Origin of the sequence: Aminobacter sp. BA135 (assembly GCF_050859125.1) — a bacterium.
Classification (GTDB): domain Bacteria; phylum Pseudomonadota; class Alphaproteobacteria; order Rhizobiales; family Rhizobiaceae; genus Aminobacter; species Aminobacter ciceronei.
In genome coordinates, this window is sequence record NZ_CP139572.1 from 3,614,006 (window position 1) to 3,635,107 (window position 21,102).

The 21,102-nt window shown below is 63.8% G+C and carries 17 protein-coding genes and 1 tRNA gene; 15 read left to right on the forward strand and 3 right to left on the reverse strand.

Annotated features, from left to right (window positions below; all coding sequences use genetic code 11):
• Positions 1-50: 50 nt before the first annotated feature.
• The gene (ade, locus tag SLT36_RS17615; RefSeq protein WP_432283706.1) at positions 51-1,862 is read right to left on the reverse strand and encodes an adenine deaminase; all 1,812 of its coding nucleotides are present in this window, start codon (positions 1,860-1,862) and stop codon (positions 51-53) included.
• Between the two features lie 122 nt (positions 1,863-1,984).
• Between ade and SLT36_RS17620 the strand changes: the two genes are divergently transcribed.
• The 10 genes from SLT36_RS17620 to SLT36_RS17665 all read left to right on the forward strand — a co-directional run bounded on the left by SLT36_RS17620 (position 1,985) and on the right by SLT36_RS17665 (position 11,531).
• Positions 1,985-3,826, forward strand: a complete 1,842-nt coding sequence (locus SLT36_RS17620) for a sensor histidine kinase (protein WP_432283707.1) — start codon at positions 1,985-1,987, stop codon at positions 3,824-3,826.
• On the forward strand, positions 3,823-5,178 hold the full coding sequence (locus SLT36_RS17625; RefSeq protein WP_432283708.1) for a sigma-54-dependent transcriptional regulator: 1,356 nt from the start codon (positions 3,823-3,825) through the stop codon (positions 5,176-5,178). Before SLT36_RS17620 ends, SLT36_RS17625 begins: the two co-directional genes overlap by 4 nt.
• Before the next feature lie 212 nt (positions 5,179-5,390).
• The gene (locus tag SLT36_RS17630) at positions 5,391-6,368 is read left to right on the forward strand and encodes a tripartite tricarboxylate transporter substrate-binding protein (RefSeq protein ID WP_192316006.1); all 978 of its coding nucleotides are present in this window, start codon (positions 5,391-5,393) and stop codon (positions 6,366-6,368) included.
• A gap of 220 nt (positions 6,369-6,588) precedes the next feature.
• The gene (locus SLT36_RS17635; protein WP_432283709.1) at positions 6,589-7,050 is read left to right on the forward strand and encodes a tripartite tricarboxylate transporter TctB family protein; all 462 of its coding nucleotides are present in this window, start codon (positions 6,589-6,591) and stop codon (positions 7,048-7,050) included.
• Between the two features lie 11 nt (positions 7,051-7,061).
• Complete coding sequence (locus tag SLT36_RS17640; RefSeq protein ID WP_432283710.1) at positions 7,062-8,573, forward strand: tripartite tricarboxylate transporter permease; 1,512 nt, start codon at positions 7,062-7,064, stop codon at positions 8,571-8,573.
• Positions 8,574-8,678: 105 nt separating this feature from the next.
• Positions 8,679-9,530 carry an alpha/beta fold hydrolase gene (locus SLT36_RS17645; RefSeq protein WP_432283711.1) on the forward strand — a complete coding sequence of 284 codons (852 nt, stop codon included), beginning with the start codon at positions 8,679-8,681 and terminating at the stop codon, positions 9,528-9,530.
• A gap of 183 nt (positions 9,531-9,713) precedes the next feature.
• Entirely contained in the window at positions 9,714-9,926 is a 213-nt protein-coding gene (locus SLT36_RS17650) for a hypothetical protein (protein WP_432283712.1), read from the forward strand.
• Positions 9,927-10,124: 198 nt separating this feature from the next.
• Positions 10,125-10,209: transfer RNA gene (locus SLT36_RS17655), tRNA-Leu, on the forward strand.
• A 634-nt stretch (positions 10,210-10,843) separates the two neighbouring features.
• Entirely contained in the window at positions 10,844-11,083 is a 240-nt protein-coding gene (locus SLT36_RS17660; protein WP_182574111.1) for a DUF2188 domain-containing protein, read from the forward strand.
• 91 nt (positions 11,084-11,174) lie between these two features.
• Positions 11,175-11,531 (forward strand): SH3 domain-containing protein, encoded by a 357-nt coding sequence (locus SLT36_RS17665; RefSeq protein ID WP_432283713.1) that lies wholly within the window; start codon positions 11,175-11,177, stop codon positions 11,529-11,531.
• Here SLT36_RS17665 and SLT36_RS17670 read toward each other — a convergent pair.
• Together SLT36_RS17670 and wrbA are read right to left on the reverse strand one after the other, a co-directional pair.
• On the reverse strand, positions 11,525-12,508 hold the full coding sequence (locus SLT36_RS17670) for an alpha/beta fold hydrolase (RefSeq protein WP_432283714.1): 984 nt from the start codon (positions 12,506-12,508) through the stop codon (positions 11,525-11,527). The two genes, SLT36_RS17665 and SLT36_RS17670, sit on opposite strands and share 7 nt — an antisense overlap.
• Positions 12,509-12,661: 153 nt before the next feature.
• Entirely contained in the window at positions 12,662-13,291 is a 630-nt protein-coding gene (gene wrbA / locus SLT36_RS17675; protein WP_067961485.1) for an NAD(P)H:quinone oxidoreductase type IV, read from the reverse strand.
• Between the two features lie 181 nt (positions 13,292-13,472).
• Here wrbA and SLT36_RS17680 point away from each other — a divergent pair, with 181 nt between their 5' ends.
• From SLT36_RS17680 to SLT36_RS17700, 5 genes are all read left to right on the forward strand, one after another.
• The gene (locus SLT36_RS17680) at positions 13,473-14,231 is read left to right on the forward strand and encodes a competence/damage-inducible protein A (protein ID WP_432283715.1); all 759 of its coding nucleotides are present in this window, start codon (positions 13,473-13,475) and stop codon (positions 14,229-14,231) included.
• 92 nt (positions 14,232-14,323) lie between these two features.
• The gene (locus SLT36_RS17685; protein ID WP_432283716.1) at positions 14,324-15,163 is read left to right on the forward strand and encodes a universal stress protein; all 840 of its coding nucleotides are present in this window, start codon (positions 14,324-14,326) and stop codon (positions 15,161-15,163) included.
• A 117-nt stretch (positions 15,164-15,280) separates the two neighbouring features.
• Positions 15,281-15,778 carry a xanthine phosphoribosyltransferase gene (gene gpt, locus SLT36_RS17690; RefSeq protein WP_055970685.1) on the forward strand — a complete coding sequence of 166 codons (498 nt, stop codon included), beginning with the start codon at positions 15,281-15,283 and terminating at the stop codon, positions 15,776-15,778.
• 244 nt (positions 15,779-16,022) lie between these two features.
• Positions 16,023-16,514 carry an NUDIX hydrolase gene (locus SLT36_RS17695; RefSeq protein ID WP_432283717.1) on the forward strand — a complete coding sequence of 164 codons (492 nt, stop codon included), beginning with the start codon at positions 16,023-16,025 and terminating at the stop codon, positions 16,512-16,514.
• A 630-nt stretch (positions 16,515-17,144) separates the two neighbouring features.
• Positions 17,145-20,924, forward strand: a complete 3,780-nt coding sequence (locus tag SLT36_RS17700) for a vitamin B12-dependent ribonucleotide reductase (protein WP_432283718.1) — start codon at positions 17,145-17,147, stop codon at positions 20,922-20,924.
• Positions 20,925-21,102: the final 178 nt, after the last annotated feature.

Below are 21,102 nucleotides of genomic sequence, written 5' to 3' on the forward strand. Positions count from 1 at the left end.
AGCAAAGGCCTGGATTTCAGGTCCCCCTTGCTCTTCACCTTGTGCTCCTGTCAGAGAAACAGGTCGACCTTCTCAAACGTCCTGACGTCGACCAGGCCGACATCAGAGATACGCAGTTCGGGGATCACCACCAGCGCCAGCAGCGAGTGCTGCATGTAGGCGTTGTTGAGGCTGCAGCCCATGTCGCGCATCGCCTGCACAAGCTTGTCGGCTTTGGCGGCGACGATCTCGGCGCGCTCGTCCGACATCAGGCCGGCGATCGGCATCTCGACCAACGCCAGCTCCTTGCCCTGGGAGAACAGCACCACGCCGCCGCCGACCTGCCCGAGCCGGTTGGCGGCAAGCGCCATGTCGGCCTTGTTGGTGCCGACGACGATCATGTGGTGGCTGTCATGGGCGACAGTCGACGCCAGCGCGCAGTCCTTCATGTAGCCGAAGCCCGAGACGAAGGCGTTGGTCACCTGCCCGGTGGACCGATGGCGCTCGACGAGCGCGATCTGGCAGACGTCGTTGCGGCGGTCCATGCCGACAAGCCCGTCCTCGACCGGCAGGTCGGCCTCCAGCGCACGCGTCGGCGCCTGGTTCTCGATGACGCCGATGACGCGCACGCGGACCTCATTGGCGCCTTCCGGCGCCTTGATGTCGAAATCGAGCGCGCCGAGCTGCTTGCCAAGCTTGACCGTGTTCTTGGCCTCAGTGGGATAGGCATAGGCCGGAATGTCGATGTCGAGCTTGCCGGCCTTGGCGACACGTACGCCGCGGGCATAGACCTCGTCGATCTTCATCTCGGCCAGATCCGAAACGATCAGCACGTCGGCCAGCCTGCCCGGCGCGATCGAACCGATCTCGCGCTCGAGGCGGAAATGCTGGGCGGTGTTGATCGTCGCCATCTGTATCGCCGTCACCGGCGTCAGGCCCTGCTGGATGGCGTGGCGAACGACGCGGTCCATGTGCCCGTCATGAACGAGCGTGCCGGAATGGCTGTCGTCCGTGCAGAGGATGAAGTTGCGCGGGTCGATGCCCATCTCGGTCACCGCCTTGATCTGCCTGGCAACGTCGTACCATGCAGAGCCGAGACGGAGCATCGCCTTCATGCCCTGACGGACGCGTGCGATCGCGTCCTCGGCGCGGGTGCCCTCATGGTCGTCCTCTGGCCCGCCGGCGACATAGCCGTGGAACGGCAGGCCGAGGTCGGGCGAGGCATAGTGGCCGCCAACGGTCTTGCCGGCCTTCACGGTCTCGGCAATTTCGCCTGACATGACCGGATTGTTGGCGGCGACGCCGGGAAAATTCATCACTTCGCCGAGGCCGATGATGTTCTCCCAGGTCATCGCCTCGGCAACGTCCTCGACGGTCAGCACCGCACCGGCATTTTCCAGCCCCGGCGCCGACGGCACGCAGGACGGCATCTGCACATGGACGTTGATCGGCATGGCGAGCGCCTCGTCATGCATCAGCCTGACGCCTTTGAGGCCGAGCACATTGGCGATCTCGTGCGGGTCGATGAACATCGAGGTGGTGCCATGCGGGATGACCGCGCGGGAGAATTCAGTAACGGTCACCATGCCGCTCTCGACATGCATATGCGCGTCGCACAGGCCGGGCACGAGATAGCGCCCGCCGGCATCGACGACCTTGGTGCCCTGGCCGATGGCGTGGCTGGCGTTCGGCCCGCAATAGGCGAAGCGCCCGGCAACTATTGCCAGGTCGGTACCCGCAATGATCTCGCCCGAATGCACGTTCACCCAGCGGCCGTTGCGGATGACGAGGTCGGCTGGCTTGCGGCCCATCGCGACGTCGACCAGCTCAGGTGCGGTCTCGGTCCAGGGGCGCGGCTTGGCGAAGGCGGTCGTGTTGGGCATTGCAAGGAATCCTGTGTTCTTTCGCAACGACTGTAGCGAAAGCCGCGACGGAAAACAGAGCCTTGGTTGTGCGGCATCACCGCCCCGCTATACTTGGCGGCAGAAACGGTTCGGGCCGCGTCATGCAGCATTTTCTTAACGGTCGCCGCTTGTTGTGGCCGGGGCTTGCCCTGGCAGCGCTGGCGCTTGCGATCGTGGTGCTGGGCGGCCGGCTCGCCACGCGCGCCTACATGGACGAAGCCGAGGCGCGTGGACAGACGACGCTCCGGCTTGCCGTCTCGGCTCTCACCGGCCAGATCAGCCGCTACAAGTCGCTGCCGCAGCTGATCGCCGACAATGACGACATCCAGCTGCTGCTCGCCTCGCCCGACGACCAGGCGCTGCGCGACGTGGCCAACCGCTACCTCAAGTCGATCAACGGTCTGCTCGAATCGTCCGACATCTATCTGATCAAGCCGGGCGGCGACACGATCTCGGCCAGCAATTACGACCTGCCCACCACCTTCGTCGGCGAGAACTATTCCTACCGCCCCTACTACCAGGATGCCATCCGCGGCGGCATCGGCCGCTTCTTTGCGCTCGGTGTCATGTCCAATATGCGCGGCTACTACTTCTCGGCGCCGGTAATACTCGGCGAGCGCGTCGCTGGCGTCGTCGTGCTCAAGGTCCATATCGAGGAGATCGAGGCCTCCTGGCGCGGCGGAGACTTCGAGCTGACGGTTACAGACCCCGAAGGCATCATCTTCATGAGCAGCCGCCCGCTCTGGCTCTATTCGAGCATGAAGCCGCTGACTTCAGAGATGCTGGCGCGCACCACCGCCTCGCGTCGCTATTCCGATGCGATCCTGCGCAACCTGCCCGTGTCGCGCTTCATGGCCGACGGCCGCGAATTGCTGGCGATAAGCGAACGCGGCAACACCCGCGAGTTCCTTGAGGTTGCAGAGGAGATGCCCGAGGCTGGCTGGACGGTGCATGTGCTGGCCGACACGGGTTCCGCGCGCGCCCAGTCGCTGACGGCTGTCGTGCTTGCCCTGCTGGCGCTCGGCCTAGCGGCACTCGCCGGTGCCATCGTCCTGCAGCGCCGTGCTCGGCTCGCCGAACGCATGCAGATGCAGCAGTCGGCGCAACAGGAGCTCGAACGCCGCGTCGATGAGCGCACAGCCGACCTGGCACTGGTCAACACACGGCTGGAAACGGAGGTCGCCGAGCGCCGCGCCACCGAGCAACAGTTGCGTCAGACCCAGGCCGACCTCATCCAGGCAGGCAAGCTCGCGGCCCTCGGCCAGATGTCGGCGGCACTGTCGCACGAATTCAACCAGCCGTTGGCTGCGGTGAAGACCTATGCCGACAATGCCGCGATCCTGATCGACCGCGAGCGCGTCGCCGAGGCCCGCGACAACGTTTCGCGTATTTCGAGCCTCACCGACCGCATGGCCTCGATCAGCAGGCATCTGCGCAATTTCGCCCGCAAGCCGAACCAGAAGCTCGGCCCGGTGTCGCTGCAGGAGGTCGTCCACGACACCCAGGAAATCGTCGGCTGGCGGCTCAAGGCAGCGGATGCGACACTGTCCGTCGACCTCGGGCCGAGCCCGTTGACAGTCAAGGCAGGGTCGGTGCGCCTGCAGCAGGTACTGGTCAACATCGTCACCAATGCCGCCGACGCCGTCGAAGGCCTGCCCGACCGCCGCATCGAACTGATGGCCAGGCGCAAGGCCGGCAAGGTCACCATCACTGTACGCGACCATGGACCCGGCGTGCCCAAGGCCATCGCCGAACGCATCTTCGACCCGTTCTTCTCGACCAAGGGCGTGGGCAAGGGCCTTGGCCTCGGGCTGTCGATTTCATACAATATCGTCAAAGACTTCGGTGGGAGTCTTGGTGTCATGAATCATGCTGAGGGCGGGGCCTTGTTCACGATCGAGCTCGATGCGATGCGCTCCGCCATGCGCGAGGCCGCGGAATGAAGCCGCCGGTCGTGCTTCTGGTCGACGACGAGGACGAGCTGCGCCGATCGACCGCGCAGTCGCTCGACCTCGCCGGCCTCGCCGTCCAGGACAGCCCCAGCGGCGAGCGCGCCCTCGACTTCATCACCCAGGGCTTCAACGGCGTCGTCGTCTCGGACATCCGCATGCCTGGAATGGACGGCATGACGCTGATGGGACGCATCCACGAGGTCGACGCCGACATTCCCGTCATCCTGGTCACCGGCCATGGCGACGTCCAGCTTGCCGTGCGCGCCATGCGCGAGGGCGCCTACGACTTCATCGAGAAACCCTTCACCTCCCAGCACATTGCCGAAATGGCGGCGCGCGCCATCGACCGGCGCAAGCTCGTACTCGAGAACCGGGAGCTGCGCGCCGCAGCCGGCAAGAACGACGACCTCGAGGCCCGCCTGCCCGGGCGCAGCAACATCATGGTCGAGTTGCGCTACAAGCTGCGCGCCATTGCCGGAACCGATGCCGACGCGCTGATCATCGGCGACACCGGCACCGGCAAGGAAGTGGCGGCGCGTGCGCTGCACGACATCAGCAGCCGCGCCACCAAACCCTTCGTCGCCATCAATTGTGCCGCCCTGCCCGAAACCCTGATCGAGAGCGAGCTGTTCGGTCACGAGGCCGGCGCCTTCCCCGGCGCGCTGCGCCCACGCTACGGAAAGTTCGAGCATGCCCGTGGCGGCACGGTGCTTCTCGACGAGATCGGCTCGATGCCGGCAGACCTGCAGGCCAAGCTGTTGCGCGTCATCCAGGACCGCATCATCTTTCGCCTCGGCTCCAACGAGCCGATACCGCTCGACGTGCGCTTCATCGCCACCAGCAAGGCCGACCTCGACGCCGAGGTTGCTGCCGGACGCTTCCGCGCCGACCTGCTCTACCGGCTCAACGTCGTGACCTTGCGCATGCCCGCGCTCACGGCGCGCCGCGAGGACGTGCCGCTGCTTTTCCTGCAGCTGGTGCGCGAAGCAACCGGGCGCTACCGCCGCGATGCGATGGAGGTGCCGCCCCGCATCGTCGCCGACATCGCCCGGCGCGACTGGCCCGGCAATGTGCGCGAATTGCGCAACGCCGCTGACCGTTTCGTGCTCGGCCTCGGGCTGCAGTCCACCGAAGAGGGCTCCAGCGACAGCGACGAGCGCCTGGCCGAGCGCGTCGCCAGCTTCGAGAAGAACGTCATCCAGGCCGCCCTCGTCGCTCATGGCGGCAGCCTCAAGCCGGTCTACGAGCAGCTCGGCATCTCGCGCAAGACGCTCTACGAGAAGATGCAGCGCTACGGTCTCGACAAGAATCAGGTCGGCATGGCGGATGCCTCCGAGCAGTAGCGGCCGCTTGGTGTGTGGAATTCCACACACCGGGAAAGGCCGATGTTACCTTTTCCACCCATCATCGACGTCGACACGGCATTTTAGGCGTCAACCGTGGTCGCGTGACATTGCGGAACGGCTCCGGCTGCCGCCCAATCGGCCATCCAACGCCGGCCCCGGAGGAGCTGTGGTCAAGGCGGAGGTCGAGTTCCGATATCTGGGAGGATTCTGTGAAGAAACTTATCGCCTCGCTGGCGACGGCAGCCGCCGTTGCCATTTTCCCGCTTGCTGCCAATGCCGCGGGCTATCCCGAACGCACCATCACCGTCGTCGTGCCCTTCGCCGCCGGCGGCCCGACCGACACCGTCACCCGTCTCGTCGCTGAATCGATGTCCAAGGACCTCGGCCAGCAGGTCATCGTCGAAAACGTCGGCGGTGCCGGCGGCACGCTCGGCGCCGGCCGCGTCGCCTCCGCCGATCCGGATGGCTACACGCTGCTGCTGCACCACATCGGCATGGCCACCAGTGCAACGCTGTACCGCAAGCTCGCCTATGACACGCTGAACGCCTTCGAGTATGTCGGCCTGGTCACCGAAGTGCCGATGACCATCGTCGCCAAGAAGGACCTCGCGCCGACCGACCTCAAGGGTCTCGTCGAATACGCCAAGGCCAACAAGGACACCGTCACCGTCGCCAACGCCGGCATCGGTGCAGCATCCCATCTGTGCGGCATGCTGTTCATGAGCGCCATCGGCACGCCACTGGTCACCGTACCCTACAAGGGTACCGGCCCTGCCATGACCGATCTGCTCGGCGGCCAGGTCGACATCATGTGCGACCAGACCACCAACACCACCAAGCAGATCCAGGCCGGCACGATCAAGGCCTATGCCGTCACCTCGCCTGCCCGCCTCGACGTGCTGAAGGACGTGCCGACCACCAAAGAAGGCGGTCTTGAGGGCATGGAAGTCGGCATCTGGCACGGCGTCTACGCACCCAAGGGCACACCTGCCGAGGTGACCGAACGCCTGTCGAAGTCGCTGCAGGTGGCCCTCAAGGACCCCAACGTCGTTGCCCGCTTCGCCGAGCTCGGCACCATCCCGTCGTCAGAGGCGGACGCGACCCCGGCAGCACTGAAGGCCAAGCTCGAAGGCGAAATCGCGCGCTGGAAGCCGATCATCGAGGCTGCCGGCCAGTTCGCCGACTAAGCCACGACCCGGGCCGCGCTCCGGCGCGGCCCTTCTCCGGCTGCCCCTTCTCCCGACGGAGAAGCCCATTCGCTGCACCCCCTTGCCAATTGCCGACGCCGCGCGATCATGCGCGCGTTCGATGCTCCCTTGTCGCCCTCCGGCGTGACCAGGCCAAGGCAGGCGGACGGGGAACAGAACAAGGCAGCCACAGAACGTCAGGCGCCAGCAGAGGCCTCGCATGAAAAACCTCGCCATCGACCCAACCAATGGAGCCTGCGGCGCGATCTTCGTCGCAACCGGCGCCTTCTTCGCCATCCAGGCGCTCGGCCTCGACCTCGGCACCACCTTCCGCATGGGACCGGGTTACTTCCCGCTCGTGCTTGCTCTGGTACTGATCCTGCTCGGGGGCATCGTCATCGTCCAGGCCACCCGCATCGCCGGCGAGCCGATCGGCCCGATCGCCTGGCGCGGCTTGGCCTTCATCCTGCCTGCGCCGGTATTCTTCGGCCTCACCGTGCGCGGCCTCGGCTTCGTGCCGTCGATCTTCATCACCTGCCTGATCGCTGCCTTCGCCTCGACCCGGATGAAGCCGCTGGCTGCTGTCTTGCTCGCCGCCGGCGTGACTCTGTTTTCGGTCGTCGTGTTCAGCTACGCACTCGGCCTGCCATTCCAGCGCTTCGGCCCCTGGCTGCCGTTCTGAGGGGGGATGAGATGGAACTCTTCGACAATCTCGCGCTTGGCTTCTCGACCGCCTCGACGCTCTACAATCTCGGCTTCTGCCTGATCGGCGTGCTGCTCGGCACGCTCATCGGCGTGCTGCCCGGCATCGGCGCCACCGCAACGATCGCCATGCTGTTGCCGATCACCTTCCAGATCGGCGACCCAGTCTCCTCGCTGATCATGCTCGCCGGCATCTATTACGGCGCGCAGTATGGCGGCTCGACCACGGCTATCCTGATCAACATGCCGGGCGAATCCTCGTCCGCCGTCACCGCGATCGACGGCTACCAGATGGCACGAAAAGGACGTGCAGGCGCGGCTCTGGCGATCGCCGCCATCGGCTCGTTCTTCGCCGGCACGGTGTCGACCTTCCTGGTTGCCATCTTCGCGCCGCCACTGACGGCGATCGCGCTGCAGTTCGGTGCCGCCGAATACTTCTCGCTGATGGTCGTCGGCCTGGTCTCATCCATCGCCCTTGCCCATGGCTCGATCGTCAAGGCACTGGCGATGGTCGTTCTCGGCCTGCTGCTCGGCCTCGTCGGCACCGACATCTACACCGGAACGCCACGCTTCACGCTGGGCATCCGCGAATATGCCGACGGGCTCAACTTCGTCGCGGTCGCCGTCGGCGTTTTCGGAATCGCCGAGATCCTGCGCAACCTCGAAAGCGAAAAGACCCGCGAAGTGCTGATGGCCAAGGTGTCAGGCCTGATGCCGACACGCGAGGACTTCAAGGCGATGGCAGCACCCATCCTGCGCGGCACGGCAATCGGCTCCGCACTCGGCATCCTGCCCGGCGGCGGCGCGATCCTTGCGGCGTTTGCCTCCTACACGGTGGAGAAGCGCGTCTCCAAGAACCCGGCAGAGTTCGGCAAGGGTGCGGTCGCCGGCGTCGCCGGTCCGGAATCGGCCAACAATGCCGGTGCCCAGACCTCGTTCATCCCGATGCTGACGCTCGGCATCCCGGCCAACCCCGTCATGGCGCTGATGATCGGTGCGATGATCATCCAGGGCATCGTGCCCGGCCCCAACGTGGCTACCGAGCAGCCGGCGCTGTTCTGGGGCATCATCGCCTCGATGTGGATCGGCAATCTGATGCTGATCATCCTCAACCTGCCGCTGATCGGCCTGTGGGTGAAGCTTTTGACGGTGCCCTACTACGTGCTGTTCCCGATCATCATGGCGTTCTGTGCCATCGGCGTCTACAGCGTCAACTCCAACGTCTTCGACCTCTATGCCGTCGCCTTCTTCGGCTTCATCGGCTACGTGCTGGTCAAGCTGCGCTGCGAGCCGGCGCCGCTGCTGCTCGGCTTCGTGCTCGGACCGCTGCTCGAGGAAAACCTGCGCCGAGCCATGATCCTGTCGCGCGGCGACCCGACGACCTTCGTTACCCGCCCGATCAGCGCCCTGCTGCTGGCGATAGCCGCGGGCGTGCTGATCGTCGTGCTGCTGCCGGCAGTTCGCAAGAAGCGCGACGAGGTCTTCGTCGAGGAAGAAGGCTGATCAAAAACCAGCAACTTGCAGCAAAACCAACGGGCGGATCTTCCGCCCGTTGACTTTTCCAGCGCATTGGCAGTCACTTGCCGCACAAGATGGGCGGAGGCGGGCATGCGTTCTTTCTGGACTGCCGTTGTTGTTGCTTTTGTTTCACTGTTTTCCATTGCTGCAGAGGGTGCTGAAGAGCGCTGGCTGACCTTGCCGGACCCGGCCGCCATGCCGGCCCCCACCGAAACCGGCTATGCCAAGGTCAACGGCATCGACATGTATTATGCCGTGTACGGCTCGGGCGACCCGGTGCTCTTGATCCATGGCGGCCTCGGCCATGCCGACATCTGGGCAAGCCAGGTGGCCGAGCTCTCCAAGACCCACAAGGTGATCGTCGCCGACAGCCGCGGCCATGGCCGCTCGACACGCACCACCGAGCCCTTCGGCTATGAGTTGATGGCCTCAGATTATCTTGCGCTGCTCGACCATCTCAAGATCGACAAGACCGCGATCGTCGGGTGGAGCGACGGCGGCATCATTGGTATCGACATCGCCATGAAGCACCCGGAGCGCCTGACGCGGCTCTACGCACATGCTGCCAACGTCACCACCGATGGTGTCGATCCCGGTGTCGAGACCAACAAGACCTTCGGCGCCTATATCGAGCGCTCCGGCAGGGACTATGCCAGGATGTCCAAGACGCCGACCGAATACGACGCCTTCGTCGGCCAGATCAGCGAGATGTGGAAGACGCAGCCGAACTGGACCAAGGAACAGCTGGCGACGATAACGGCGCCGACGGCCATCGTTCTCGGCGACCATGACGAGGCGGTGACGCGCAAGCACACCGAATACATGGCCTCGATCATTCCCGGCGCCGAGCTGATCATCCTGCCCAACGCCAGCCACTTCGCCATGCTGCAGGCACCGGACGAGTACAACAGATCGGTGCTGGAGTTCATCGACCGGAAGTAGACTTTCAACCGCAGCGCCCGTTCTGCCTTTGCAGGCGACCGCAACAAGCGATCGCCATCGGCCGCTGCGCCGGCTCGCCGCCGTTCGTCGCATCGACCATGCCCTTCATTGCCCCCAAGCGGAACAAATCGTGTATGGAGGGCCAAGGCCGCTGACTCGCGGCGCGATGAAATGGCGGACAGCATGGCAATCAAGTTCACAGAAAAGGCGGCCCCTGCCGCAGCAAAACCCACGCCTGCAAAGGCGGCCTTGCCGGCCGCAGTACCGCAGGAAGCGGCAAATGTCGCAACGAAGGAGGCGGGCAAGAAGCCGGCCAGAAAGACGCCCCGCAAGTCGGTGAAAAAGGATGCTGCAGCGGTGGTGTCCCCACTGCTCGATTTCAACGGAACGGAGTAGCCACAAGCGCTTCCCGGGACACCGGACGCATATGGCAAGCACCTGCTGGAGTTGATCGTTCCCACGCGGCGGGACGCGATCCAGACCCAAGCTGGATGGCACGGCAGCCCCCATTCAGGGCACCAATTGCCCGTCACGGTCCGGTGGCGGCACAAGGCCAGTTGACGGAATCGCCTGCGCAGTTGAAATGCGAGCCAAGCGGACGTGGCGAAACTGGTAGACGCAAGAGACTTAAAATCTCTCAGCCTCGGCTATGCGGGTTCGATCCCCGCCGTCCGCACCAAACGGCTCCATTGCCCAGAGCACGCGAATCGAGCCTCGATCGCGAGGCATATCCGCCCACATATTAGCGTGACATAATTACCACGCTCACATTCTTTCCTCACCTCACAACCACACCGGAAAATTGCGGATTGTTTCAGAGTGAAATACAACTTCACCGCGTGGGGGCGTTGTGAGTGGGGAGCCGAGTACATGCACTACAATTGGGAACGTGCGCCATACTTCTGGGAAAAACACCGTAGCGCCTGCCTTGGACTTGCCGCCGCCGTTTGCGGCGCCTGGGTCGTGTTTTCCATCGTCCCTCTCTGAACCGGACCAGAAAGCACCGTCCAAAACGCCGTTTGACGGCATGCAACCATTTGCGCCCGGCAACGTTTGAGCGGGCATGGTCGCATATGAATCCATTGCGCGCCGTGCATCTGTTGCGCCTCCGCGCCAGACGACCGTCGGTTGTCGCCTGACAGCAAGCACCGTTGCGCCTGGCACTGGGTCGCCTACCGCTCACCGTATTTGCCATGCCCACCGGATAGGCCGGGACGGTCGTGAGGCTCTCCTCACTGGCGCGCGGACACTCGCGGCAGCACGGCCGCTCGAGGCGCTGATGCACAACGACATGCCACCCAACGAGGAAACCCATGGCCAAGCTCGTCTATGAGATCGTCCAGCACGATGGTGGCTGGGCCTATAAGGTCGGCGACACCTTTTCCGAGACCTTCCCCACCCACAATCACGCCCTGCAGGCCGCCGAGACTGCGGCAGCCGAACAGCGCGTCGCCGGCTCGACCGACGGCATCCAGTACGAGGATGCGGAGGGCCGCTGGCACGACGAACTCGCCAAGGGCGACGACAGGCCGGACACCGAAGTCTCCGACTAGCCGTTTGCAACGAACTGCCTGAACCTTTTGCCATGTCAGCGACACTCACCGGCATCCGGCGAGACGCCGGTTGCCCAGCGGAGGCCGAACCATGTCGCTCATGTCAGTATTTGCAGGCAAACCAGCATTTTCAACCAAGGCGGCGCTCTCGGCCGCAGTGCTTGCCACCGTTGCGGCAACGCTATCCATCGGCGTCGCGACACCGGCGCAGGCGCAATATTGCGAAGGCACCGTTCACGGCCTGTCGCGTACCTACAGTCTGGCCCGCGGCACCGGCTTCCTTGCCGTGCGCGCCGGCGCGAGCGCCTCGGCGCCCATGGTCCACCAGCTGTTCAACGGCGACACTGTCGAGATCACCGACAGGCGCGGCAGCTGGTACTTCGTCGGCGGCGACGGTTTTGAAGGCTGGGCCCACCGCAAATGGATGAGCAATTCCTGCGGCTACTGACCCTCGGCCCGTTCCGAGGCGAATGCCCTGGCAGCAATGCGCCGGATCATCGCCGCCACCCGTTGCGGCTCGACGAATTGCGGCATGTGGCCGAGGCCTTCGACCAGGTCGAGATCCATGCCCTTGATCCTGCCGATCAGGGGTTCACCGTGCAGCCGGTAGTCGAGCACACGGTCGGCGGTGCCGAACATCACCGCGACCGGCAGGTCGAGCTCGCCATAACGCGCCTCGATGGCGCCGAGATTAAGCTCGATCGCCACCATGTCGGCTGAGGACGCGTAGAAATGGCTCGGCCGCAGCCCGGCAAAACCGCCGCCTGACGTGCCATAATCCTTCGGTGCCGCCTGCGGCGAAAACAGGAAGGCCAAGGTCTGCGGCGCGTATTTCAGGCTCGTCGGTATGGCAATCGTCTCCGCCACCAGCCGGCGCTTCAGCGGCGACTTGATGTAGAGCGCGCGGAATTCCGGCCGCAGCTCGTCCTCCAGATGTGTCAGCGGCGACAGCAGCACGAGCCCCGACAGCGCCTGCGGATGGTTTTGCGCCAGCGTGAGGGCGACCGCACCGCCGAGCGAATGGCCCACGACAAGCGGCCGCTCCAGCCCAAGTTTTTCGATGAAGCGCGCGACCAGTTCGGCCTGCTCGACCAGGCTGCCGGAAAAGCCGGTCGGCCGGATGGAATAGCCCGAGCCCGGCCGATCGAGTGCGATGCATCTGAATTCGGCGAGTTCGGGAAACAGCGGATGGCGGAAATGGTGCAGTTGCGCACCGAGGCCGTGGATGAACAGGATCGGCCGGCCCTGCCCTTCATCGGCATAATGAATGTTGTGGCGGCCCAGTTGCAGGAACTTGCCGCTGGCCGGCACGGCGCGTTCGGCCTGCGCCGAGATCCTGCGTGTCGCCAGCACGAAATAGCCGCCGACAAGGGCAATGGCTAGGAAGGCGATGCTGGCCACCCAGCCGAGAATCGTCGTCGCCATCGAACCTCCTGGAAGCAATGCCGGCAGTCTAGCCGCCCAGGAGCGCGGGCTCAAACCCACCAATGCAAAACGGGCGGCCCAGCGGCCGCCCGTTCACAAAAATCATAACGATCCGAAGCTGTTAAGCAAGTTCGTTGCTAAGCAACGTCCCTGTTATGCAACTTCCTTGACGGCGTTCGAGCCCTTGCCATGCAGGCGGATGGCGATCTCGGCCACGCGCTTGCCCTGGAAGTGGGCGCCTTCGAGTTCCTGTGCCGAAGGCTGGCGCGAACCGTCGCCGTCCGAGGTGGTGGTCATGCCGTAAGGTGCGCCGCCGCGGACGACGTCGTTGCCCATCTGGCCCTGGTAGGCATAGGACAGCGGAACGATCACCATGCCGTGGTGCTGCAGGTGGATCTGGGCGTTGATGAGCGCCAGTTCGGCGCCGCCATGCTGGGTCGCGGTCGACACCATGACCGAGCCGACCTTGTCGAGCAGCGCGCCCTTGGCCCAGAGCGGGCCGGTCTGGTCGAGGAAGTTCTTCATCTGCGAGGCCATTGTGCCGTAGCGGGTGGCGGTGCCGATGATGATGCCGTCATAGTCGGCCAGTTCGAGCGGATCGGCGATCGGGGCTTCCTGGTCGAGCTTGTAGTAGGCGGCCTTGGCGACAGCCTCGGGAACCAGCTCGGGAACACGCTTGATGGTCACGTCTGCACCGGCAGCACGGGCGCCTTCGGCAGCGGCCTTGGCCATCTGCTCCATGTGGCCCCAGCTCGAATAGTAGAGAACAAGAATCTTAGCCATTTCAAACTCCAGCGGGAAAATCTCGTTGCGCCGTCTTGGGTCGGCGTCTGGGAGAGATGTAATCCAATGCGCGTTCAATGAAAGCGTGCCTATACGTGACGCATCGTTCACCAAACAGCGACCATTGCCCGCTTGTGCTCTCGGCTGTATCTCACTGTTGCCTTTGAACGGAGCATTCGACATGGCCGACATCGTCACCGCAGCAATGGTCGTCATCGGCGACGAGATCCTGTCCGGGCGCACCAAGGACAAGAATATCGGCCACCTCGCCGACATGATGACGGCCGCCGGCATCGACCTCAGGGAAGTGCGCGTTGTAGCAGACGACGAGGACGAGATCGTCGCTGCGGTCAATGCCGTGCGCGCCCGCTACGACTACGTCTTCACCACGGGCGGCATCGGCCCGACGCATGACGATATCACCGCCGACTCGATCTCCAAGGCATTCGGCGTGCCGTGCGAATACGAGCCGCGCGCCTATGCCATGCTCGAAGCCAACTACGCCTCGCGCGGCCTCGAATTCTCCGAGGCGCGCAAGCGCATGGCGCGCACGCCGCGCGGCGCCGAACTGATCGAAAACCCGGTCTCGGTGGCGCCCGGCTTCCGCATCGGCAACGTCCACGTCATGGCCGGCGTGCCGTCGATTTTCCAGGCGATGCTCGACAATGTCATGCCCACCCTCAGAACCGGCGCCAAGCTGCTGTCGACGACGGTGCAGTGTCCCTATGGCGAAGGCACCATCGGCGGCCCGCTCGGCGAGATCCAGAAGGCGCATCCCGACACCATTATCGGCTCCTACCCGAAATATCTCGACGGCAGCTTCTGGACCGAACTCGTCGTGCGCTCCCGCTCCGAGCAAGCCATGGACGCCGCCCGTATCGCCATCGAGGCCATGCTCGCCGACATCGCAGCTGCTGCCAAACAAGCCACAACGACTTGATCTCAAACACTTGATCCAGGTCACATGGGAACAAGTAGCCGCATGATAGTGTTTCTTTGCTGAGCAGATTTCTGCGCACAAAGGAGGGTTCCATGCCGTTCAAGACAATCGTTGCCATCATCCAGAGCGAACGCGACGTCAGCCGCGTTCTCGACGTGGCGATCCCGTTTGCCGACCGGCACGAAAGCCACCTGATCGGCGTCCACGCCGAGGCGCTGGCCATGCCCTACACGACGGCTGTCGGATTTCCCGACACCGAATTCATCCAGGCCAATGCCGACCTGTGCAAGGAGCGCGCCGAAAAGGTGCAGAAGGCATTCCTGTCGCGCATCGAGACGTCGGGCGTGTCGTTCGAATGGCGCAGCTTCGAGAGCTTTTCCGGCGACAGCGCGCTGTCGGGGGTCGAAAGCGCACGTTGCGCCGACATCGTCATCGTCGCCCAGGCATCTCCGGATGCGAAGGACTCTGTTGCCGCCGATATAGACTCTTTGATCTACGAGGCCGGCCGGCCGGTGCTTGTCGTGCCGCATGCCGCGCCGCTGATCTCGACATTCCGCCGCATTCTGATCGCCTGGAACGGCAGCCGCGAAGCCACCCGCGCCGCCTTCGATGCCTTGCCCTTCGTCATCGAGGCCGATGCCATCGAAATCCTGGTCATCGATCCGGCCGAAACAGCAGCCCAGAGCATGGACGCGGCAGGTGCGGAGATCGCCTCCGCCTTTGCCCGCCATGGCGCCAAAGTGTCGGTCAGTGTTCAGGAATCGCGCGGCCACACGGTCGATGCCGTCATCCACAACAAGGTTGTCGAAACCGGCGCCGACCTCCTGGTGATGGGCGCCTACAGCCATTCCTGGATCCGCGAATTCCTGTTCGGCGGCGTCACCCGCAACGTCCTGCAGGCCGGCGACACGGCTATCCTGCTGTCGCGGTAAGATTACCGCACAACTCCTGCCGCCCCGCCCTTGCCAAGGACGGGGCTTTCCGGCTAATTCCGCCTGCATTCCCCTATTTCCGCGCCATATGGCGCGCCGAGCCGGAGTGCGCGTCACATGTCCCTTCCCGAAAAAGCCTTTCCCGTATCCTGGGACCAGTTCCATCGCGACGCGCGTGCGCTCGCCTGGCGCCTCGCCGGCGTCAACCCGCAGTGGAAGGCGATCGTCTGCATCACTCGCGGCGGCCTAGTGCCCGCGGCCATCATCTCGCGCGAACTCGGCATCCGCCTGATCGAGACGATCTGCATCGCCTCCTATCACGACTACACCTCGCAGGGTCAGCTGCAGGTGCTGAAGGAGATCACGCCCTCGCTGCTCGAAGGCGAAGGCGAGAACGTGCTGATCGTCGACGACCTGACCGACACTGGCAAGACCGCGGCGATCGTGCGCGCGATGATGCCCAAGGCGCATTTCGCTACCGTCTACGCCAAGCCCAAGGGCCGGCCGCTGGTCGACACCTTCGTGACCGAGGTGTCGCAGGACACCTGGATCTATTTCCCTTGGGATCTCGGCTTCACCTACCAGAAGCCGATCGCCGAAGACCACATGGGCTGAGCCACGACGCCCGTCTCCGAAGTCTCGAGCGGCCCGGCCATTAGAGCGCCGCGCCTCCTGTTCGGGCGCGCAAAGGATGCTCTGACCATCCAGGGTTCGCATCGTGTTTCCGAAAATCGATTTCGATTTTCGGGCCGATGCGTGCCGGGCGCCTTCATTATCAATCTATTTACTTTTGTTACGGAGGATTAACCGTACAATTCGTTAAGCGGCATATGAGTCTTCTGGCTGGGTGGGACTGCCGATGCTTATGAAGCCAAGCTACCACAATCACCTCCTCGAGCGGATCCGACGCCTGTTCGGCGCGACGCCCTGCAGGCTGCAAGTCGCCGCCCTGCCCTGGCACCGCACCGCAACCGGCATCGAGATCATGCTCATCACCAGCCGCGACACCGGCCGCTGGGTGCTGCCCAAGGGCTGGCCGGAACCGTCGGAACGACTGTGCGAGACCGCCGCGCGCGAGGCGAGCGAGGAAGCCGGCCTCAGCGGCTCGGTCGATACCGACGAAGCCGGCCGCTATTTCTATCTCAAGGAGCTTTCCAACGGCGAGCAGGTCGCCTGCGAGGTGCTCGTCTATCCGCTCGAGGTGCGCAAGGTCGCCGAGAAGTGGAAGGAGCGACGCCAGCGCACGCGCAAGTGGGTCTCGCCAAACGAAGCCGCGCGCATGGTCAACGAACCCGATCTTTGCCGGCTGATCTCGTCCTTCGGTGCCGCGCACGGAAAATACGCCGCCTGAAACGGGCTTGCGCCCGCGCAGTGGGTTCGCGGCCCGCCCTGACCGCCCTTTCGCCGGCTTCGTTCACGCGGCTGGTTCTCCCCGTTATCCACACAAGTGACACACAAGATGTTGGGGTCACAAATTCTGCATAAACGACTTCTTGACGTTAACGGCCGAGTCGCTTTTTATGACTCAAGCGCGCTTGTTGAGCGCGTGACCGGAAAGTTCTGAGGCCGGTCCTTTTCTCCAGATTTAGTGAGTTCCCGCTCGCATTTGCACCCGCCCCGGCGGGGCGTTTCTGCGTGCGGTTCCGGGGTGTCCAAGAGGTTGCGGGTAAAAATTGGGGACTGGCGGAAATCTTCTGTTAACACTATATTTAGTGTTTGCAGGCAGCCTGAACGCTAGATAGTGTGAGTTGTCCCTCCATGAGGGAGTCGCAATCAAAGTTTCAGTTCGACGGGCCCGGTGCGGGCCGCAGGCTTGAGGAAAGCAGTCTCCGCAAGGAGATTCTCCAGTCAGGCGGCGGCTAGTCCGGGAAAAGGCAACCGGCTGTCCAGGCAGCCGGATCACACGGGCTTGCGTCTTTCGCATCAGCAACGGGAAATCTCCCGCGAAAGACGCTATATATAGACAAAAGGAAATCGACCGATGCGCATCGAGCGGCGTTTCACCAAGGATGGACAATCGGCCTATGCGGCGATCGAGTTCCGCAAGGCCCTATCCGAGATCAAGAACCCCGACGGTTCGGTGGTGTTCCGCCTCGACAATATCGACGTGCCGGCGCAGTTCAGCCAGGTCGCTGCCGACATCCTGGCGCAGAAATATTTCCGCAAGGCCGGCGTGCCCGCCCGGCTGAAGAAGGTCGAGGAGAACGACGTCCCCTCGTTCCTGTGGCGCTCGGTTCCCGACGAAGCCGAACTGGAAAAGCTGCCCGAGAACGAACGCTATGGCTCCGAGACCGACGCCCGTCAGGTCTTTGACCGCCTCGCCGGCACCTGGACTTACTGGGGCTGGAAGGGTGGCTATTTCAAGTCCGAAGGCGACGCCCGCGCCTTCAACGACGAACTGGCCTACATGCTCGCCACCCAGCGCGTCGCGCCAAACTCGCCGCAGTGGTTCAACACCGGCCTGCACTGGGCCTATGGCATCGACGGTCCCGGCCAGGGCCATTTCTATGTCGACCCCTTCACCGGCAAGCTGACCAAGTCGAAGTCGTCCTACGAACATCCGCAGCCGCATGCCTGCTTCATCCAGGGAGTGCAGGACGACCTCGTCAACGAGGGCGGCATCATGGACCTGTGGGTGCGTGAGGCACGGCTGTTCAAATATGGCTCGGGCACCGGCTCCAACTTCTCGATGCTGCGCGGCGAAGGCGAAAAGCTGTCCGGTGGCGGCCGTTCGTCGGGCCTGATGAGCTTCCTCAAGATCGGCGATCGTGCCGCCGGCGCCATCAAGTCAGGCGGCACCACCCGCCGCGCCGCCAAGATGGTCGTCGTCGACGCCGACCACCCCGACATCGAGGCCTATATCGACTGGAAGGTGAAGGAAGAGCAGAAGGTCGCAGCACTCGTCACCGGCTCCAAGATCGTCAAGCAGCACCTCGCCAAGATCATGGCTGCCTGCGTCAACTGCGAAGGCCAGGATGACGATTGCTTCGATCCGACGATCAACACCGCGCTCAAGCGCGAGATCAAGGCCGCCAAGAAGAACGCGGTGCCGGAAAACTACATCTACCGCGTCATCCAGTTCGCCAGGCAGGGCTACACCTCGATCGAGTTCAAGACCTACGACACCGACTGGGATTCGGAAGCCTACCTCACCGTTTCGGGCCAGAACTCCAACAACTCGGTCTCGCTCAAGGACGACTTCCTGCGCGCCGTGGAAACCGATGGCGACTGGCACCTGACCGCCCGCAAGGACGGCAAGGTGATGAAGACGCTCAAGGCGCGCGACCTGTGGGAAAAGATCGGCTACGCCGCCTGGGCTTCGGCCGATCCCGGCCTGCACTTCAACACCACGATGAACGACTGGCACACCAGCCCGGCTGCCGGCCCGATCCGCGGCTCCAATCCGTGCTCGGAATACATGTTCCTCGACGATACCGCCTGCAACCTGGCGTCGATCAACCTTTTGCCCTACCGCAACGCCGACGGCAGCATCGACATCGCCGCCTACGAGCACACCGTGCGGCTGTGGACCATGGTGCTCGAAATCTCGGTCATGATGGCGCAGTTCCCGTCCAAGGAAATCGCCAAGCTGTCCTACGAGTACCGCACGCTTGGTCTGGGCTATGCCAATATCGGCGGCCTGCTGATGACCTCGGGCATTCCGTATGACAGCGACGAAGGCCGCGCCATCGGCGCAGCGCTGACCGCGATCATGACCGGCATTGCCTATGCCACCTCGGCCGAGATGGCCTCCGAACTCGGCGCCTTTGCCGATTACGATCGCAACGCCGACAACATGCTGCGTGTCATGCGCAACCACCGCCGCGCCGCCTACGGCGACAAGGACGGCTACGAGAAGCTGTCGGTCAATCCGGTTCCGCTGGTGGCAAGCGACGTCAAGCAGCAGGAGCTGGTCAGCCACGCCCGCGCTGCCTGGGACCTCGCCATCGAGCTTGGCGAAAAGCACGGCTACCGCAACGCCCAGGCAACCGTTATCGCGCCGACCGGCACGATCGGCCTTGTCATGGATTGTGACACGACAGGCATCGAACCTGACTTCGCACTGGTCAAGTTCAAGAAGCTCGCCGGCGGCGGCTACTTCAAGATCATCAACCGTGCAGTACCCGAGGCGCTGCGTACGCTCGGCTACAGCGAAGCGCAGATCGCCGAGATCGAGGCTTATGCCGTCGGCCACGGCAACCTCAACCAGGCGCCCGGCATCAACCCCGGCTCGCTGAAGGCCAAGGGTTTTTCCGACGCGAAGATCGAAGCACTGAACGCCGCGCTGAAGAGCGCCTTCGACATCAAGTTCGTCTTCAACAAGTGGACGCTCGGCGAGGACTTCTGCAAGGATGTGCTCGGCCTGACCGAAGCCCAGCTCAACGACTTCTCGTTCGAGATGCTGCCGGCGCTCGGCTTCTCCAAGCGCGACATCGAAGCCGCCAACATCCATGTCTGCGGTGCGATGACGCTCGAAGGCGCGCCCTTCCTCAAGGACGAGCACCTTGCCGTGTTCGACTGCGCCAACCCCTGCGGCAAGATCGGCAAGCGTTATCTCTCGGTCGACAGCCACATCCGCATGATGGCGGCAGCCCAGCCCTTCATCTCGGGCGCCATCTCCAAGACCATCAACATGCCCAACGAGGCGACGGTCGAGGACTGCAAGAGCGCCTACATGCTGTCATGGAAGCTGGCGCTGAAGGCCAACGCGCTCTACCGCGACGGCTCGAAGCTGTCGCAGCCGCTGAATGCCTCGCTGATCGCTGACGAGGACGAGGATGAAGACGAGGTCGTCGAGGCGCTGATCGCAGCACCTGCCGCTGCCAAGGCGGTACAGGTCACCGAAAAGATCGTCGAGCGCGTCATCGAACGCCTCTACCGCGACCGCGAGAAGCTGCCGAACCGCCGCAAGGGCTACACCCAGAAGGCCGTCGTCGGCGGCCACAAGGTCTATCTGCGCACCGGCGAGTTCGACGACGGCCGCTTGGGCGAAATCTTCATCGACATGCACAAGGAAGGCGCTGCCTTCCGTGCGATGATGAACAACTTCGCCATCGCGATCTCGCTCGGCCTGCAGTACGGCGTGCCGCTCGACGAATATGTCGAAGCCTTCACCTTTACCAAGTTCGAGCCGGCCGGCATGGTCATCGGCAACGATGCCATCAAGAACGCCACCTCTATCCTCGACTACGTCTTCCGCGAGCTCGCCGTCAGCTACCTCGGCCGCCACGACCTCGCCCATGTCGACCAGTCAGACTTCGACAAGACCGCACTTGGCAAGGGCATCACCGAAGGCAAGGCCCTGCCCTTCTCCAAGGGCCTGACCCGCGGTGCCTCGCCACTCAAGGTGGTCTCCGCCGGCGCCGGCAACGACCCGAAGGGTTCGGCCACCGCCGCCCCGGCGCGCGCCACACCGGTGACCGCCTTCTCCGGCTCCAACGTGCTGTCGCTGGCGCCAAAGGCGGCTATCTCGGCGGAAGAATCGACCGCCTACAAGCGCGACTACGAGGAGCGCGCCAAGGAGCTGACCGAAGAAATCACCGTTGAGGAGACGGAGGAAACGGTGACGACGTCGCTGTTCACCGACGCCGCCGCCCAGGAAGCCTCCGACGCCAAGAAAGTTGCTGCCGACCGCCGCGCCAAGTCGATGCTGCAGGGCTACACCGGCAACTCCTGCTCCGAGTGCCAGAACTTCACCATGGTCCGCAACGGCACCTGCGAAAAGTGCGACACCTGCGGCGCGACATCAGGGTGCAGCTGAGGCTGGCCAGCAGTTGGCCTGCCCTGACGCGTCACCGTATCTTGCTCAGCGTCAAGATAGATGGCTCATCCGACACAAGAAGTTGGCTCGCCTAGATCGATGAGGGAAAAGCCCGGACATATAGATGTCCGGGCTCAGACTGCTGACAAACCCCTGGCGAGAGTTGGGGGTTTGTGAT

Bases quoted from the DNA above. Each gene is read 5' to 3' on its own strand.
- ade (WP_432283706.1), bottom strand. From the start codon at position 1,862: ATGCCCAACACGACCGCCTTCGCCAAGCCGCGCCCCTGGACCGAGACC.
- SLT36_RS17620 (WP_432283707.1), top strand. From the start codon at position 1,985: ATGCAGCATTTTCTTAACGGTCGCCGCTTGTTGTGGCCGGGGCTTGCC.
- SLT36_RS17625 (WP_432283708.1), top strand. From the start codon at position 3,823: ATGAAGCCGCCGGTCGTGCTTCTGGTCGACGACGAGGACGAGCTGCGC.
- SLT36_RS17635 (WP_432283709.1), top strand. From the start codon at position 6,589: ATGAAAAACCTCGCCATCGACCCAACCAATGGAGCCTGCGGCGCGATC.
- SLT36_RS17640 (WP_432283710.1), top strand. From the start codon at position 7,062: ATGGAACTCTTCGACAATCTCGCGCTTGGCTTCTCGACCGCCTCGACG.
- SLT36_RS17645 (WP_432283711.1), top strand. From the start codon at position 8,679: ATGCGTTCTTTCTGGACTGCCGTTGTTGTTGCTTTTGTTTCACTGTTT.
- SLT36_RS17650 (WP_432283712.1), top strand. From the start codon at position 9,714: ATGGCAATCAAGTTCACAGAAAAGGCGGCCCCTGCCGCAGCAAAACCC.
- SLT36_RS17660 (WP_182574111.1), top strand. From the start codon at position 10,844: ATGGCCAAGCTCGTCTATGAGATCGTCCAGCACGATGGTGGCTGGGCC.
- SLT36_RS17665 (WP_432283713.1), top strand. From the start codon at position 11,175: ATGTCGCTCATGTCAGTATTTGCAGGCAAACCAGCATTTTCAACCAAG.
- SLT36_RS17670 (WP_432283714.1), bottom strand. From the start codon at position 12,508: ATGGCGACGACGATTCTCGGCTGGGTGGCCAGCATCGCCTTCCTAGCC.
- wrbA (WP_067961485.1), bottom strand. From the start codon at position 13,291: ATGGCTAAGATTCTTGTTCTCTACTATTCGAGCTGGGGCCACATGGAG.
- SLT36_RS17680 (WP_432283715.1), top strand. From the start codon at position 13,473: ATGGCCGACATCGTCACCGCAGCAATGGTCGTCATCGGCGACGAGATC.
- SLT36_RS17685 (WP_432283716.1), top strand. From the start codon at position 14,324: ATGCCGTTCAAGACAATCGTTGCCATCATCCAGAGCGAACGCGACGTC.
- gpt (WP_055970685.1), top strand. From the start codon at position 15,281: ATGTCCCTTCCCGAAAAAGCCTTTCCCGTATCCTGGGACCAGTTCCAT.
- SLT36_RS17695 (WP_432283717.1), top strand. From the start codon at position 16,023: ATGCTTATGAAGCCAAGCTACCACAATCACCTCCTCGAGCGGATCCGA.
- SLT36_RS17700 (WP_432283718.1), top strand. From the start codon at position 17,145: ATGCGCATCGAGCGGCGTTTCACCAAGGATGGACAATCGGCCTATGCG.